Source organism: Amycolatopsis keratiniphila, assembly GCF_000400635.2.
In the GTDB taxonomy this organism is placed as follows: Bacteria; Actinomycetota; Actinomycetes; order Mycobacteriales; family Pseudonocardiaceae; genus Amycolatopsis; species Amycolatopsis keratiniphila.
Window position 1 is genome coordinate 1,109,085 of the sequence record NC_021252.1, and the last position, 15,853, is coordinate 1,124,937.

At 69.9% G+C, this 15,853-nt stretch carries 12 protein-coding genes; 8 read left to right on the forward strand and 4 right to left on the reverse strand.

Going from position 1 to position 15,853, the window contains the following annotated elements; genetic code table 11:
• Positions 1-97: 97 nt before the first annotated feature.
• Positions 98-1,276 carry an adenylyltransferase/sulfurtransferase MoeZ gene (moeZ, locus tag AORI_RS46505; RefSeq protein ID WP_016331501.1) on the forward strand — a complete coding sequence of 393 codons (1,179 nt, stop codon included), beginning with the start codon at positions 98-100 and terminating at the stop codon, positions 1,274-1,276.
• A 111-nt stretch (positions 1,277-1,387) separates the two neighbouring features.
• On the opposite strand, the gene AORI_RS46510 is transcribed toward moeZ, so the two are convergent.
• Positions 1,388-2,356 carry a hypothetical protein gene (locus AORI_RS46510; RefSeq protein ID WP_123798295.1) on the reverse strand — a complete coding sequence of 323 codons (969 nt, stop codon included), beginning with the start codon at positions 2,354-2,356 and terminating at the stop codon, positions 1,388-1,390.
• Positions 2,357-2,461: 105 nt separating this feature from the next.
• Here AORI_RS46510 and AORI_RS46515 point away from each other — a divergent pair, with 105 nt between their 5' ends.
• Positions 2,462-3,259, forward strand: a complete 798-nt coding sequence (locus AORI_RS46515) for a TIGR02569 family protein (RefSeq protein ID WP_016331503.1) — start codon at positions 2,462-2,464, stop codon at positions 3,257-3,259.
• A 1-nt stretch (position 3,260) separates the two neighbouring features.
• Here the strand turns inward: AORI_RS46515 and AORI_RS46520 are convergent, their stop codons facing one another.
• From AORI_RS46520 to AORI_RS46530, 3 genes are read right to left on the reverse strand one after another with little or no spacing between them, the layout of a single operon-like run.
• On the reverse strand, positions 3,261-5,504 hold the full coding sequence (locus tag AORI_RS46520; protein WP_016331504.1) for an ABC transporter permease: 2,244 nt from the start codon (positions 5,502-5,504) through the stop codon (positions 3,261-3,263).
• On the reverse strand, positions 5,501-6,181 hold the full coding sequence (locus tag AORI_RS46525) for an ABC transporter ATP-binding protein (protein ID WP_016331505.1): 681 nt from the start codon (positions 6,179-6,181) through the stop codon (positions 5,501-5,503). Before AORI_RS46525 ends, AORI_RS46520 begins: the two co-directional genes overlap by 4 nt.
• Before the next feature lie 15 nt (positions 6,182-6,196).
• Positions 6,197-6,721 (reverse strand): PadR family transcriptional regulator, encoded by a 525-nt coding sequence (locus AORI_RS46530; protein WP_016331506.1) that lies wholly within the window; start codon positions 6,719-6,721, stop codon positions 6,197-6,199.
• A 273-nt stretch (positions 6,722-6,994) separates the two neighbouring features.
• Here AORI_RS46530 and AORI_RS46535 point away from each other — a divergent pair, with 273 nt between their 5' ends.
• The 6 genes from AORI_RS46535 to AORI_RS46560 are packed head-to-tail and all read left to right on the forward strand — an operon-like array spanning position 6,995 to position 15,824.
• Positions 6,995-9,064: a molybdopterin oxidoreductase family protein gene (locus AORI_RS46535; RefSeq protein ID WP_016331507.1), complete on the forward strand. Its 2,070-nt coding sequence runs from the start codon at positions 6,995-6,997 to the stop codon at positions 9,062-9,064.
• Entirely contained in the window at positions 9,061-10,488 is a 1,428-nt protein-coding gene (locus AORI_RS46540; protein ID WP_016331508.1) for an FAD-dependent oxidoreductase, read from the forward strand. Before AORI_RS46535 ends, AORI_RS46540 begins: the two co-directional genes overlap by 4 nt.
• A gap of 29 nt (positions 10,489-10,517) precedes the next feature.
• A complete protein-coding gene (locus AORI_RS46545) occupies positions 10,518-11,876 on the forward strand; it encodes a nitrate/nitrite transporter (protein WP_016331509.1) in 1,359 nt (452 codons plus the stop codon).
• A complete protein-coding gene (gene nirB / locus AORI_RS46550; RefSeq protein ID WP_016331510.1) occupies positions 11,876-14,380 on the forward strand; it encodes a nitrite reductase large subunit NirB in 2,505 nt (834 codons plus the stop codon). The genes AORI_RS46545 and nirB overlap by 1 nt, the downstream gene beginning before the upstream one ends.
• A complete protein-coding gene (gene nirD, locus AORI_RS46555; RefSeq protein WP_016331511.1) occupies positions 14,377-14,724 on the forward strand; it encodes a nitrite reductase small subunit NirD in 348 nt (115 codons plus the stop codon). The genes nirB and nirD overlap by 4 nt, the downstream gene beginning before the upstream one ends.
• Positions 14,721-15,824, forward strand: a complete 1,104-nt coding sequence (locus AORI_RS46560; RefSeq protein ID WP_016331512.1) for a uroporphyrinogen-III synthase — start codon at positions 14,721-14,723, stop codon at positions 15,822-15,824. The genes nirD and AORI_RS46560 overlap by 4 nt, the downstream gene beginning before the upstream one ends.
• Positions 15,825-15,853: the final 29 nt, after the last annotated feature.

Here is a 15,853-nt window from a genome sequence, read left to right on the forward strand (position 1 = left end):
GAACATCCCAGGATATGAAACAGGGGAAGTCGTTTCCGCCTGTCGGTGTTGTAGATACTGGGATGCGACCCGCGATACACGCGAGATGGAGGACCCGATGTCAGGCACGCTGCCGCCGCTCGTCGAGCCGGCCGCCGAGCTCACCAAGGAAGAGGTGGCCCGGTACAGCCGTCACCTGATCATCCCGGACGTCGGGGTGACCGGGCAGAAGCGGCTGAAGAACGCCAAGGTGCTGGTCATCGGCGCCGGTGGCCTCGGCAGCCCGGCGCTGCTGTACCTCGCCGCGGCCGGGGTCGGCACGCTCGGCATCGTCGACTTCGACGAGGTCGACGAATCGAATCTGCACCGTCAGGTCATCCACGGACAGTCCGACATCGGCAAGCTCAAGGCCGCGTCGGCGCAGGAGACGATCGCCGAGATCAATCCGTTCGTGAAGGTGCACCTGCACACCGACCGGCTCGAATCGTCGAACGCGCTCGAACTGTTCGAGCAGTACGACCTGATCCTCGACGGCACCGACAACTTCGCGACGCGGTACCTGGTCAACGACGCCGCCGTGCTCACCGGCAAGCCCTACGTGTGGGGCTCGATCTACCGGTTCGAGGGACAGGCGAGCGTCTTCTGGGAGGACGCGCCGAACGGCAAGGGCCTCAATTACCGCGACCTCTACCCCGAGCCGCCGCCGCCCGGCATGGTCCCGTCGTGCGCCGAGGGTGGCGTGCTGGGCGTGCTGTGCGCGTCGATCGGCTCGATCATGGTCAACGAGGCGATCAAGCTGATCACCGGTATCGGTGAGCCGCTGCTGGGCAGGCTCGTCAGCTACGACGCGCTCGAGATGAAGTACCGCGAGGTCAAGATCCGCAAGGATCCGGAGACCCCGAAGATCACCGAGCTCATCGACTACGAAGCGTTCTGTGGCGTCGTGTCCGACGAAGCCGCTTCGGCCGCTTCGGGAAGCACGATCACTCCGGCGGAGCTCAAGGCCAAGTTCGACAACGGCGACAACTTCGCCCTCATCGACGTCCGCGAGCCGCACGAGTACGAGATCGTGAACATCAAGGGCGCGACGCTCATCCCGAAGGACAAGATCCTTTCGGGCGAGGCGCTTTCGGAGCTGCCGCAGGACAAGCCGATCGTGCTGCACTGCAAGTCGGGTGCGCGGTCGGCGGAGGCGCTGGCGGCGCTGCACAAGGCCGGGTTCAAGGACGCGACCCACCTCGGTGGCGGCGTGCTGGCCTGGGCGCGGCAGATCGACCAGAGCCTGCCGACTTACTGACGTTTTGCGCGTGAAGGCCCCCTTCCCTCGGCTGAGTCGAGGGAAGGGGGCCTTCACGCGCGGAGCCTTGGGTGCCCGAAGTGGTAGCAAAGGTCCCTTGCTCCCCGGGCGTCAGTAGCCGAGCGAGCGGCCGGTGAAGATCGCCCGCACGAAGGTCGTGAACCCCGCCAGGACATCGGTCCGGTTCCCGCCCCGCGACTTCGGCACGGCGGCGATGATCTCGGCGTCGGTCAGCGGATGGGTCTTCCCGGCCAGTTCCCGCAGCTCCTCGGGTTTCCAGTTGTGGTTGCCCGCGACGTGCACCGACAGCGCGCCACGCCGCTGCACGAACTCGATCCGCTCCGCGTCCCGCCGCACGAATTCGCCGTCCCCGACTTGGGTGCACGTCGCGTTTCCGAGGCGCCAAGAGGTCTTCACCGCTGTCTCGCAGCTCTCGACGACGTCGGTCGCGAAGGTCCAGACGGGCGAGATCCACAGCTGGGGCGCGTACTCGACGATCAGCGACCCGGAGTCTTCGGTCGTCTTGGTCGGAAGCCGGTGCGGGCCGAGGTCCGCGGCGAGGGTGCGGTCGTGCGGGACACCGGTCGCGGCGAGGCGTCGCGCGGGGGTGTCCAAAGGCAGCGACGCGGGGACGGCGATCCCTCCCGCCACGAGCACCATCAGGAGGACACCCGCGCCTACCTGGACGCCGACTCCCCGCGCGAACACGCCCGCGACGAGCAGCACCGGCACTCCGAGGAACGGCACCGCGAACCACGGATCGAACGCCTCCGCCACCTCCAGCACGAAGATCGCGCCGAAGACGCCGGAAGTCCCGGCGACGAAAGCCCACGCCAGCCGCGGCCAAGGCTTCGCGACGGCCGGAAAGGCCTCTGGCGCCAAGAAACCGACGAGGTAGACCACCCCGATCGCCACGAGCGGGACCGGCAACGCGATCCACGGGACGTGCAGGAACGCGGCGAGCGGGAGCAACAGGCCCACGGTGACCGCGCCCAGCGTTCCGAGCAGCCACAGTGAACCGAGCGCGAGGGCGGTGAGTTGCCCGTCGGTGAGGCGCCGCTGCGCCGTTCGGGGGATCACGGTCGAAGAATGGCAGGTCAGAAGCGATCGTGTCATGAGTATCGCTACTCAAGACCAGCGCGTCTTCTCGTTCGTGGCACGGAACACGGGGTAACGTGCCGAGCCGTGCGTGCCACCCTTGAAAGCCCTCCGGAACACGTCTGTTCGGCGTTCGGCGGACGTACCGGTGACGCGGAACCGATGCCGGGTACCGATTCCTGGCGCTACAACGATCTCGTGCTCAAGCCGGTCGTGGACAAGTCGCGGACGCTGTGGACGGCACGGGCGCTGGAAGCCGTCGACGAGCCGGGGCTGCGGGTCGCGAAGCCGGTCCGGTCCAGTGACGGCCGTTGGGTGGTCGGCGGCTGGTCGGCGAACCGGTTCGTGTCCGGCACGGCCGAGCACCGCTACGACGAGGTCGTGCACGCGGCGGTCAAGCTGCATCGCGCGACGGCCGGTCTGCCCCGGCCGGATTTCCTGGGACGGCGCACCGATCTCGAGGCGCTGGCCGACAAACTCGCCTGGGGCGAGGCGGACATGCCGCTCGACGAGCACAAGGGCGGCCGCTGGTTCGAGGTACTGGCTGGGTCGCGAAGACCGGTCAAACTGCCGGACCAGGTCGTCCATGGGGAGCTGCTCGCCGGCGTGCTGTTCGACGGTGACGAGGCCCCCGGCATCGTCGATTTCGTGCCGTACTACCGGCCCGGTGAATGGGGCGCCGCGATCGTCGCGGTCGACGCGCTGGCCTGGGGCGGCGCCACCATCGATCTTCTCGAACGCTGGGCACATCTGCCCGAATGGCCGCAGCTTCTCCTGCGGGCCGTCCTCTTCCGCCTGGCGGCCAACGCCCTCGACCCGCGGTCGACCCGGGCGGCGCACGACGGACTTCGTGCCGCCGCCCGGGACGTGAGCGCCGTGCTGTAGGTCACTCGGTGCGCAGGTTCTCCGTCTTCGCCGCCGAGCGCACGGACGGCACCGTCGACGCCGTCACCAGCAGCACCAGCACGACGGCCGCCGCGGCGAGCAACGCGACCGCGGGCCAGTCGACGTACAGCCCGTCCCAGAACAGCCGCTTGCCCAGCGCGGCGACGCCGATCCCGGTCGCCGTCGCGAGCACGATGCCCAGCAGCAGCGGAATCCCGTTCTGCCACAGCAGGGACCGGACGATCACCCGCACCGGGACACCGGTGGCGGACAGCGCGCCGAGGGTCCGCCGCCGTTCCCGGACCTGTTCCTGGGCGAGCACCAGCAGGCTCACCCCGGCCAGCAGCAGGACGAACAGCGCGCCGCCGAGCAGGATGTCCCGCGCATCGTCGAACATCTGGGCCTCGGTGGAGGCCCGCTCCCCGTTGAAGGCCGCCACAGTGACCTGCCCGCTGTATGGCGCCACCGAATTCCGCACCAGTTCGACGAAATCCGGATTCCCGGTCGTCCCGCGCAGGCTCACCGTGACCGAGGCCGCGGCCAGGTCGACACCCGCCACCGCGGCGGGCGTCGCGAGCACTTGCGGTCCCAGGGAGTCGGCGACGCTCGACGGCTTCATCCCGAACGGTCGCGGTGTGACCGGAACGGTCCAGGGCTGCTCCCGTTTGTCGTTGCCCGTGACCTTCGTCGACTGTCCTCTGTGGAGGAAGGCGGGGTCGGCGAACACGTCGCCGTCGTGGCAACCGGTCGCGGTGGTCGTCACCTCGATCGTGGCGCAGTCGGCGACGGCGAACAGCACGAGCGCGCCGTCCTGGCGCTTTCCGTCGACGAACAGCGAGCGCAACGCCTGGAAATCGGCCGCGCCGGGGATCGCGCGGACCGCGGCGATCACCCGATCGGCCACGGGACCGTCCGCGTAGACGGTGATCCGGCCTCCCGTGCTGTCTTGACGATCGGCCTCCATCGCGGCCTGTCCCGCCAGGAGGCTCTGCAGCGCGATCGCCCCGGCGAGGACCACGCACAGACCCGCGACCACCCGTGACGGGGTCCCGCTGTCGCTCTGCAGACGGCGGATCGCGAGCTGGAACGACGGCGGCCCGCCCTTGATCCGGGAAACGGCGCGTTCCAGCAGCCACGGCAGCAGCGCGGGAATCCCGACCATCAGCAATGCGGCGCCGCCGATCAGCGCCCAGCGGCCGAGTTCGCTCGCGACACCGAGATCCGGCGCGATCAACAGGATTCCGAGGACGACCGGCAGCAGCCGCCACCACAACCGGCGCTTCGGCGGTGCGGTCTCGCGGACGACACCGAGCGGTTCGACGACCAGGTGCCGCTGGGACGCCCAGGCCGTCGCCACGGTCAGTGCCGGGACCGCGAGCACGATCAGCACCACCAGCGGCCACGACGGCGTCAGATCGTCCGGGTACACCCCGAACCGGAACACCTGGAAGTCCGCCGCCGCGCCGCGGAAGAGCAGGAACAGTGCGGTACCGACGACCAACCCGGCAGCGGCGCCCGCGAGGGATTCCGCCGCGGTGATCCGGCGTAGTTGCGCGAGGGACGAGCCCGCCAGCCGTAACGCGGCGAGCCGCCGGTCCCGGGCCGCGCCGCCGAGCCGGGAGACCGTCCCGACGAAGATGAACACCGGCGTGAGCAGGACGAAGAGCCCGAGCAGCAGGAGGACCAGGATCCCGTTTTCGATCAGGTCGTGGTAACCGGGTTCGGCGCCGAAACCGTAGACCGTGCGTGCGTCGCGCATCGCGTCCGTGCCGACGTAGGCGAGCAGGTCGTTCGGATTGAGCGTGGTCTCTTCGGCGATGAGCCCGGCCGGCTTGCCGGGCAGCCGAGGCCGCAGCAGGCCGCTGGTGTCGGAAGCCACGAGTTCGGCCAGCTTCGGCGAAAGGAAGACTTCGCCCGGCGCGGGCAGCCGGTCCACTCCCGGCGGGATCGGCGAATTCGGGCCCGTCGGCCGTAAGTGGACGAGCGAGATCGCCTGGCCGCGGAAGTCGGTCGTCGTCGCGCTGTAGTCCAATGGCGCGACGCCCGGGACCGGTTCGCTCCGCACGGAAGAGGCGAACGTGCGCTGGTCGCGGTTCTCCTTGACGGTGCCCGCGGCGGCGCCGAGCAGCAGGATCGCCACCGCGAGCCCGATGCCGGCCGTGCTCAGGACGAGCCTGACGATCGAGCCCCGGCCGCCCCCGACGGCCAGCCGGAACCCGAGCATCAGGTCTTCGCGCCCGGTCATCGGGTCACCGCCGGTTCACGTGTCCGGCCGTCGCGCACGATGACCTCCCGGTCGGAGTAGGCGGCCACCCGCGGTTCGTGGGTGACCAGGACGACGGCGGCGTCGGTCTGTTTCGCCGTCTCGGACAGCAGGCGCATGACCAGTTCTCCGCTGAGCGTGTCCAGCGCGCCGGTCGGCTCGTCGGCGAAGATCACCGACGGTTCGGTGACCAGTGCCCTGGCCATCGCGACCCGCTGGCTCTGCCCGCCGGAAATCTGGCCGGGTGTGCTGCCGCCGACGTCGCCGACCGTCAGCCGGTCGAGCCAGCCGCGCGCGATCCGCTCGGCGGGGCGGCGCCTCATCCCGCTCAGCCGCAGCGGCAGCGCGACATTCTCCAGGCAGGTCAGCTCCGGCACGAGCTGCCCGAACTGGAAGACGAAGCCGAATTCAGTGCGCCGCAGGGCACTGCGTTCGGAGTCGGACATGCTCGCGAGGTCACGCCCGCGGAAGCGCACCCGGCCTTCATCGGGCCGGACGATCCCGGACAGGCAGTGCAGCAGGGTCGATTTCCCGGACCCCGACGGCCCCATGACCGCGACGATCTCGCCGGGTTCGAGCGTCAACCCGGCCCCGGCCAGCGCCTGGTTCGGACCGAAGGCCTTGTGCAGGCTCAGCCCGTGTAACAACGGTGTTTCCACTGTGTGGTCCCCAGATCAGCGCGTCAGCTGGCGCGCGAGGTCGTCGAGGCGGGCGGCGGTGAGCTCCAGCCACCGCAGATCCGCCTCAAGATGGAACAGCGCGTGGTCGCAGATCAGCTGGTCGGCGAGGTCACCGTCGGTTTTGCGGGCGGTGAGCTCGCGCATGGCGCGCAGGTGGGAGCTCCGCTGCGCGTCGAGCAGGTCCTGGGCGCCGCGGCCGGACAGGAGCGCGAGCACGACCTTGGTGTACAGCGTGTTCTGCAGGTAGACGGAGGGGTTTTCCGGGCTCTTCAGCCATTCTTCGACGTTGGTGACGCCGGCGTCGGTGATCGCGTACCGCTTCCGGTCCGGACCGCCGCCCGCCTCGACGCCGTTCTCCTCGACGAGGCCGTTCTTCAGAAGCCGGTTCAGTGTCGAGTAGACCTGCCCGTAGTGCAGGGGGCGGTCTTGGCGGAACTGCTTGTCGTAGAGCTGTTTGAGGTCGTAGCCGTGCTTCGGGCCGGCTTCGAGCAGGCCGAGCAGGGTGTTCCCGATGGACATGCGGGCGACTATACACAGTGTGTATACGCACGGTCTATACATCGAGTGCATAGTTGCCGAAGGGGCCTTTCGCCGCATGTGACGTGGTGAAAGCTCCCTTCGCCGCGTGGCATGCGGTGAAGGGCCCCTTCAGCAGCCAAGGCCCGCCCCTCAGACCTCACGGTGTGACGTCCATCGGCGGCGGGCAATGTCAAACGCCTGAAACATTCAGGAGTTTTCAGGTAACACGGCCTACCTACCTTCGAGCGCTATCGACGCCTGGAGGAGGTGCCCGTGCCGCTCGCCGCCCCCACCGTGACCGCGGTGGACACGCACTGCCCGTACTGCGCCCTGCAGTGCGGGATGAGCCTCGACGGCGCCCGGGTCGCCCCGCGCGACTTCCCGGTCAACGCCGGCGGTCTGTGCCAGAAGGGCTGGACGTCGGGGGAGCTGCTCACCTCGCCGTCCCGTCTGACCACGCCGCTGATCAGGGTCGACGGCGAACTCCGCCCCGCGACCTGGGACCAGGCCCTCGACCTCGTCGCGAAGCGCCTCACCGAGATCCGCGCGGCCAAGGGGGCTGACTCGGTCGCCGTCTTCGGCGGCGGTGGGCTCACCAACGAGAAGGCCTACCTGCTGGGGAAGTTCGCGCGGATCGCGCTGGGCACCTCGCAGATCGACTACAACGGCCGGTTCTGCATGTCTTCGGCGGCCGCCGCCGGGATCAAGGCGTTCGGCGCCGACCGCGGGATGCCGTTCCCGGTCACGGATCTCGCCGACGCCGACGCCGTCTTGCTGATCGGCGCCAACCCGGCCGAGACGATGCCGCCGTTCACCCAGCATCTGCGGGGCGCGGATCTGATCGTCGTCGACCCGCGCCGCACGCCGACCGCCGAACTGGCGGGACTGCACCTGCAGCCCGCGCCGGGTACCGACCTCGCGCTCGCGCAAGGCATCCTGCACGCCGTCGTGGCCGAAGGCCTGCTCGACAAGTCCTATGTGGTCTCGAGGACGAACGGTTTCGAAGAGCTGTGGCGGTCGGTCGCGGCCTGGTGGCCGGAGCGCGTCGAGCAGGTCACCGGCGTCTCCGCCGCGGACCAGCGCCGCGTCGCCGCCAAGCTCGCCGCGGCCCGCAACGCCTACGTCCTCACCGCGCGCGGCACCGAGCAGCACGCCAACGGCACCGCGATGGTCAACGCCTGGATCAACCTCGCGCTCGCCCTCGGTCTGCCGGGGCGCGAGGGGTCCGGTTTCGGCTGCCTGACCGGTCAGGGCAACGGCCAAGGCGGACGTGAGCATGGGCAGAAGGCCGATCAGCTGCCCGGCTATCGCAAGATCGACGATCCCGCCGCACGCGAGTACGTCGCCGGGGTGTGGGGCGTGCCGCCGGAATCCCTGCCGGGGCCGGGGCGTTCGGCCGTCGAGCTGCTGGAAGCGCTCGGCACCGAAGACGGGCCGAGCGCGCTGATGGTGTTCGGCAGCAATCTCGTCGTTTCCGCGCCCCGCGCCGGGAACATCCAGGACAAAGTGTCCTCTTTGGACTTCCTGGTGGTCTCGGACCTCGTCCTCTCGGAGACGGCGGCGATGGCCGACGTCGTCCTGCCGGTCACCCAGTGGGCCGAGGAGGACGGCACGATGACCAACCTGGAGGGCCGGATCCTCCTGCGGCGCAAGGCGATCGATCCGCCGTCCGGCGCGAAGACCGATCTCTACGTGCTTTCCGAACTCGCCCGACGCTTCGGACAGCCCGAAGGACGTTTCCCGATGGACGCCGAGACCGTCTTCACCGAGCTCCGCCGCGCGTCCAAGGGCGGCGTCGCCGACTACTCGGGCATCACTTACGACCGGCTCCGCGACGGCGAAGCCCTTTACTGGCCCGTCCCGGCGGAATCGCATCCCGGCACGCCGCGGATGTTCCTCGACTCCTTCGCGCACCCGGACGGCCGCGCGCGATTCGTGCCGGTGGACCACATCGGCCCGGCCGAGCCGCCGGACGCCGAATTCCCCTTGCAGGCCACCACCGGACGGGTCCTGCAGCACTACCAGTCCGGGGCACAGACCCGGCTGGTCAAGGAACTCAACGACGTCGTGGCGGAGGCCTTCGTGGAAGTTCATCCCGACACCGCTGCCCGCGCGGGGCTGGCCGAGGGCGACCTCGCGCTCGTGCGCTCCCGCCGCGGGGAGACCGTCGCACGCGTCCGCTGCGTGGCCTCGCTGCGCCCCGATCTGGTGTTCCTGCCGTTCCATTTCCCCGGTGAGGGAAGGGCGAACCTGCTGACCAACCCGGCGCTCGACCCGACGAGCCGGATGCCCGAGTTCAAGGTGTGCGCGGTCGCGCTCGCCCCGGCCGAGGCCGTCGCGTGAGCCCCCGGTCGGTGGTCATCGCCGGATACGGGATGGCGGGCGCGCGGCTCGCGGACGAGATCCAGCGCCGCGATCCCGAGGGCGAGCGCGTGCGGCTCACGGTCGTCGGCGCGGAGGAACACACCGCCTACAACCGGGTGCTGCTCTCGTCGGTGGTCGCCGGCACCATGCGGCCCGAGGCCGTCCGGCTGCACGACGACGAATGGCCGTCCCGCACCCGCGCGGATCTGCGCCGGGGGGTCTCCGCGACGTCGATCGACCGCGACGCGCGGCGGGTCCACCTCGACGACGGGTCCACTGTGGACTACGACGCGCTCGTGCTCGCCACCGGCGCCAACCCGTGGATGCCGCCGGTCGAAGGGCTCGAACCCGGTCCGGACGTCGTCGCGTTCCGCACCCTCGACGACTGCGCGCGCATTCTCGACGCCGCCAAACTGGGCGCGCCGGTCGCCGTCCTCGGCGGCGGGCTGCTCGGGCTGGAAGCCGCGCGAGGCCTCGCCGGACGCGGGAATCTCGTCACCGTCGTGCACCCGATGCCGCACATCATGGAACGTCAGCTGGACGCGGAATCGGCCCGGGTGCTGACCAGGAAGCTCGAAGAACTCGGCGTCGCCTTCCGGCTCGGTGTCGGCGCCGCGCGCTACGTCAGCGGCGACGGGCTCAAACTCGACGACGGCACGCACGTGCCCGCCGATCTGATCGTCGTCTCCACCGGCGTCCGGCCCGAGACGAAACTGGCCGTGGACGCGGGGCTGACCGTCGAGGGCGGCATCGTCGTCGACGATCTGCTGCGCACCAGCGACGGCCGGATCCACGCGATCGGCGACTGCGCCAAGCATCCCGGCGCGTTCGGCGGGCTCGTGCAGCCCGCTTGGGAACAGGCCGCCGTCGTCGCGGACCTGGTCACCGGTACCAAGTCAGCGTCGCGCTACCGCGGCACCCAGGCGGTGACCCGGCTCAAGGCGCGCGGCATCGACCTCACCGCGCTCGGCGAGACGATGACCGGCGCGGACGACCCGACCGCCGAGGTGCTCACCTTCAGCGACCCGGCGGGCTGCCGCTACGGCAAGCTCGTCGTGCGCGAGAACCGGGTGGCCGGCGCGATCCTGCTCGGCCTGCCCGACGCGGCCGCGACGATCACGCAGCTCTACGACCGGGGCACCCCGGTGCCCGAAGACCGGCTGGCGGTCCTTTTAGGACGCTCGCTGCCGCCGGGCGCGCCGTCGGCGGCGAGCCCGGCCGATCTGCCCGCGTCGGCGGTCATCTGCCGCTGCAACGCGGTGACCAAGGGACGGCTCGTCGAAGCGTGGCGCGGCGGCGCCACCGACGTCGCCGCCCTCGCCGGGGCGACCCGCGCGACGACCGGCTGCGGCGGCTGCAAGGACGCCGTCGGCGGGGTCGCGAAATGGCTGGCCGCCCAGTGAACCCGAACGCATCCACCAAGGAGGACCTCATGGCAGCTCGTGGAAAGCGCTGGATCGAGCACTGGGATCCCGAGAACGAGCAGTTCTGGGAGGAGACCGGGAAGAAGGTCGCCCGGCGGAACCTCTGGTTCTCCATCCTCGCCGAGCACATCGGCTTCTCCGTCTGGACACTGTGGTCGGTCATGGTCCTTTTCATGGGCCCGCAGTACGGCTTCTCCGCCGCCGACAAGTTCCTGCTGGTCTCGACCCCGACGCTGATCGGCGCGCTGATGCGGCCGCTCTACACCTTCGCGGTGGCGAAGTTCGGCGGCCGGAACTGGACGATCGTCAGCGCGTTGTTGTTGCTGGCGCCCACGATCCTGGCGGCGATCGCGATGGAGCCGGGCACCTCGCTCGGCACGTTCCTGCTGATCGCCGCGCTCGGCGGGGTCGGCGGCGGGAACTTCGCGTCGTCGATGACCAACATCAACGCGTTCTACCCCGAGAAGCACAAGGGCTGGGCGCTCGGGCTCAACGCGGGCGGCGGGAACCTCGGCGTGGCGGCGATCCAGCTGATCGGCCTGCTGGTCATCGGCACCGTCGGCGCCACGGCGCCGCGGGTGGTGCTCGCGATCTACATCCCGCTGATCGTGGTCGCGGCGGTCTGCGCGTACTTCTACATGGACAACCTCTCCTCGATGAAGGGCGACACCAAGGCGATGCGCGAGGTCGTCAAGGACCCGCACACCTGGGTGATGTCGTTCCTCTACGTCGGCACGTTCGGTTCGTTCATCGGCTACAGCTTCGCTTTCGGCCTGGTGCTGCAGAACCAGTTCGGCCGGACGCCGCTGCAGGCGGCGGCGGTGACGTTCCTCGGCCCGCTGCTCGGCTCGTTCTCGCGGCCGACGGGCGGCTGGCTGGCCGACCGGATCGGCGGCGGCAAGATCACCTTCGTGACGTTCGTCGGCATGGCCGCGGCGACCGTGGTGCTGATCCTCGCCTCGACGTCGAATTCGCTGGCGTTGTTCACCGTCGCGTTCATCGTGCTGTTCGTGCTCACCGGAATCGGCAACGGCTCGACGTACAAGATGATCCCGGCGATCTTCCGCGCCAAGGCGAAGGTCGCGATCAGCGAGGGGGCGGACGAGACGCTGGAGATGCTCAAGGCGCGCAAGCTGTCCGGCGCGTTGATCGGGCTGGCCGGGGCGATCGGCGCGCTCGGCGGGTTGTTCATCAACCTGGCCTTCCGCCAGTCGTTCGCGGACACGAAGAGCGGGGTGCCCGCGTTCGTCGCCTTCCTGGTCTTCTACGGCCTGTGCTTCGCCGTCACGTGGGCGGTGTATCTGCGCAAACAGCAGTCGGAGGTGGCGAGCACCCGGGGTCTGGCGCTCGCCGGAGCGGAGGTCTGATGCGGAAACTCGTCGTCGTCGGACATGGCATGGTCGCGCACCGGCTCGTGGAAGCCGTGCGCGCGGAGGACAAGGCCGGTCAGTGGCAGGTCGTGGTGCTCGCCGAGGAGGCGCGTCCCGCGTACGACCGAGTGGCCCTGACGTCCTATGTGGACACTTGGGATCCCGCTTCACTCGCCTTGGAGGGCGCGGACTACGCGGACGATCCGCTGGTCGAGCTGCGGCTCGGTGACGCCGTCGCCACGGTGGACCGCGAGCGCAAGGTCGTCGTCACCGAGGCCGGATACGAGCAGCCGTACGACTCGCTCGTGCTGGCGACCGGTTCGCGGCCGTTCGTCCCGCCGGTGCCGGGTCACGATCTTCCCGGCTGCTTCGTCTACCGGACGATCGAGGATCTCGACGCCATCCGGGAAGCCGCGCAGCGGCCCGGTCGCGGACGTCGTTCGGCGGTCGTCATCGGTGGCGGGCTCCTCGGGCTGGAAGCGGCGAAGGCCTTGCGGGACATGGGTCTCTCGCCGCACGTGGTCGAGATGGCGCCGCGCCTGATGCCGCTGCAGGTCGACGAGGGCGGCGGCGGGCTGCTCCGGCGGCTGATCACCGACCTCGACGTGACCGTCCACACGGGAACGTCGACCGACGCAATCGAACCGGACGGCGAACGCTACCTCGCGCGGCTCGGTAACGGCACGGAACTCGACGTCGATCTGGTCGTCTTCTCCGCCGGTATCCGGCCGCGCGACGATCTGGCGCGCTCGTCCGGCCTGGAAGTCGGTGCCCGGGGCGGGATCCTGGTCGACGACACCTGCCGGACGTCCGACCCCGCGGTGTACGCGATCGGGGAATGCGCGGCCGTGGACGGCAAGGTGTACGGCATCGTGGCGCCCGGCTACGCGATGGCGGAGATCGTCGCGGCGCGGCTGACCGGCGGCGAGGGCACGTTCCCCGAGCCGGACATGTCGACGAAGCTCAAGCTCATGGGCGTCGACGTCGCCAGCTTCGGTGACGCGCACGCGGCGACCGAGGGCGCGCTGGAGGTCGCGTTCAACGACGCCGTCGCCGGGACGTACAAGAAGCTCGTCGTCTCGGACGACTCGAAGACGTTGCTCGGCGGTGTCCTGGTCGGCGACGCGAGCGAGTTCAACACGCTGCGCGCGATGGTCGGCAGGCCGCTGCCCGCCGAACCGGGCGCGATTCTCGCCCCGGCCGGTGGCGGAGCGGCGGTCGGTGTCGACGCGTTGCCGGACGCGGCGCAGATCTGTTCGTGCAACGCGGTTTCCAAGGGCGCGATCACGCACGCGATCACCGAAGAGGGCTGCGATTCGGTCGCCAAGATCAAGGGCTGCACCCGGGCCGGAACCGCCTGCGGCTCCTGTGTCCCGCTGCTGGGCAAGCTGCTGACGGCATGCGGTGTCGAGCAGTCGAAGGCGCTGTGCGAGCACTTCACGCAGTCGCGCGCGGAGCTGTTCCAGATCCTGCAGGCCACCCGGATCACCACGTTCAGCGAGATGATCGACCGCTACGGCACCGGCACCGGTTGCGCGATCTGCAAACCGGCGATCGCGTCCATCCTGGCCACGCTGGGCAACGGGCACATCCTCGCCGGCGAGCAGGCGACCCTGCAGGACACCAACGACAAGTTCCTCGCGAACCTGCAGCGCAACGGCACCTACTCGGTGGTGCCGCGGATCCCCGGCGGCGAGGTCACGCCGGAGAAGCTCATGGTGATCGCGCAGGTGGCGATGGACTTCGGGCTGTACACCAAGATCACCGGCGGGCAGCGGATCGACCTGTTCGGCGCCACCGTCGACCAGCTGCCGCTGATCTGGCGGCGGCTCGTCGACGCCGGGTTCGAGTCAGGCCACGCGTACGGGAAGTCGTTGCGCACTGTGAAGTCGTGCGTCGGTTCGACGTGGTGCCGTTACGGCGTGCAGGACAGCGTCGGGCTCGCGATCGAGCTGGAGCTGCGTTATCGCGGCCTGCGCTCGCCGCACAAGCTGAAGTCCGCCGTTTCGGGCTGTGCGCGGGAATGCGCGGAGGCGCGGAGCAAGGACTTCGGCATCATCGCCACCGACAAGGGCTGGAACCTCTACGTCGGCGGGAACGGCGGCGCGACCCCTCGGCACGCCGATCTGCTGGTGTCCGAAGTGGACACCGAGACGCTGATCCGCACGATCGACCGGTTCCTGATGTTCTACGTCCGCACGGCCGACCGCCTGCAGCGCACCGCGCCGTGGGTCGAGGAGATGGAGGGCGGGCTCGATCACCTGCGCGCGGTGATCGTCGACGACAAGCTCGGCATCTGTGAGGACCTCGACGCGGCGATGGCCAAACACGTCGGCGACTACGCCGACGAGTGGCGTGGTGTGCTGGAGGACCCGGAGAAGCTGGCGAAGTTCAGCTCGTTCGTCAACGCGCCGGGCACCCCGGACCCGACGATCTCGTTCCGCACCGAACGCGACCAGAAGGTGCCCGTGCTGCTGGGCATCCCGGAGGTGAAACAGTGACGACGTCGATCGAACGCACCTGGACCGCGGTCTGCGCGGCGGGCGCCGTCGCCGAATGGTCCGGTGTCGCGGCCCTGCTCGACGGTGGGACGCAGGTGGCCATCTTCCGCCTCCCCGGCGACCGGTGGTACGCGCTGTCCAATGTGGACCCGATCAGCGGTGCGGCGGTGCTTTCGCGAGGCATCGTCGGCGACGCGGGCGGCGTTCCCGTGGTGGCCTCGCCGGTGTACAAGGAACGCTTCGATCTGCGGAACGGATCCTGTCTCGACGCCGAAGGGGTCTCGGTCGCGGCGTACCGGGTCCGGGTCACCGGTGGTGTGGTGGAGGTGGAATTCTCGCCGTGACAGAAGTCCTTCCCCTGGCGGGATTCGTCATCGGGATCACGGCGGCGCGACGGGCTGACGAGCTCGGCGCGCTGTTCGTGCGTAAAGGTGCGACCGTGCGCTACGGCCCGGCGATCCGGATCGTGCCGCTCGCCGACGACACCGAACTGCGGTCGGCCACCACGCGCCTGCTGGAAGACCGGGCCGACGTCGTCGTCGCGACGACCGGGATCGGCTTCCGCGGCTGGGTCGAGGCGGCCGAAGGCTGGGGGCTGGGGGAGGAGCTGCTGGACAGGCTGGGGAAGTCTTCGCTGCTCGCACGCGGCCCGAAGGCCAAGGGCGCGATCCGCGCGGCCGGGCTTTCGGAGGATTACTCGCCCGCTTCGGAGAGCAACGCCGAGGTGCTGAGACATCTGCTGGATTCCGGTGTGGACGGTCAGCGGATCGCGGTGCAGCTGCACGGCGAGCCGCTTCCGTACTTTGTGGACAGTCTTCGGGCGGCGGGTGCCGAAGTGATCGAGGTGCCGGTGTACCGGTGGGTCGGGCCGTCCGATCCCGGCCCGCTGGACCGGCTGCTGGACGGTGTCCTCGACGGTTCGGTGGACGCGTTGCCGTTCACCAGCGCGCCCGCGGTGGCGTCCATGCTGGCGGTGGCGAAGCGGACCGGACGGCTGCCTGGAGTGGTGGGAGCACTGGAGAAGCGGGTCGTGGCGGCCTGCGTCGGGCCGATCACCGCGGCGCCGTTGGCCGCGCTCGGGATCCCGACGGTGCAGCCCGCGCGGTCGCGGATCGGGGCGCTGGCCCGGACGGTGTCCGACACGCTCGAAGCCCGTTCGCCGCGGCTGACCGCGGGCGGGCGGAGTATCGAACTACGGGGTCAGGCGGCGCTGGTCGACGGGCAGTGGTGCGACATCGCACCCGCGCCGATGGGCATCCTGCGGGCACTGGCGGAATCGCCGGGGCGGGTGTTCTCCCGGCGGGAACTGGTCTCCGCGCTCCCCGACGGCGGCGAGGAACACGCCGTCGAGACCGCCATCGGGCGCCTGCGGAATTCTTTGGGCACGCCGAAACTGGTCCAGACGGTGGTGAAACGCGGCTACCGGCTGGCCGTCGACCCCTGACGCCCGCATTTCGTCCTCTGAAGGCGAAT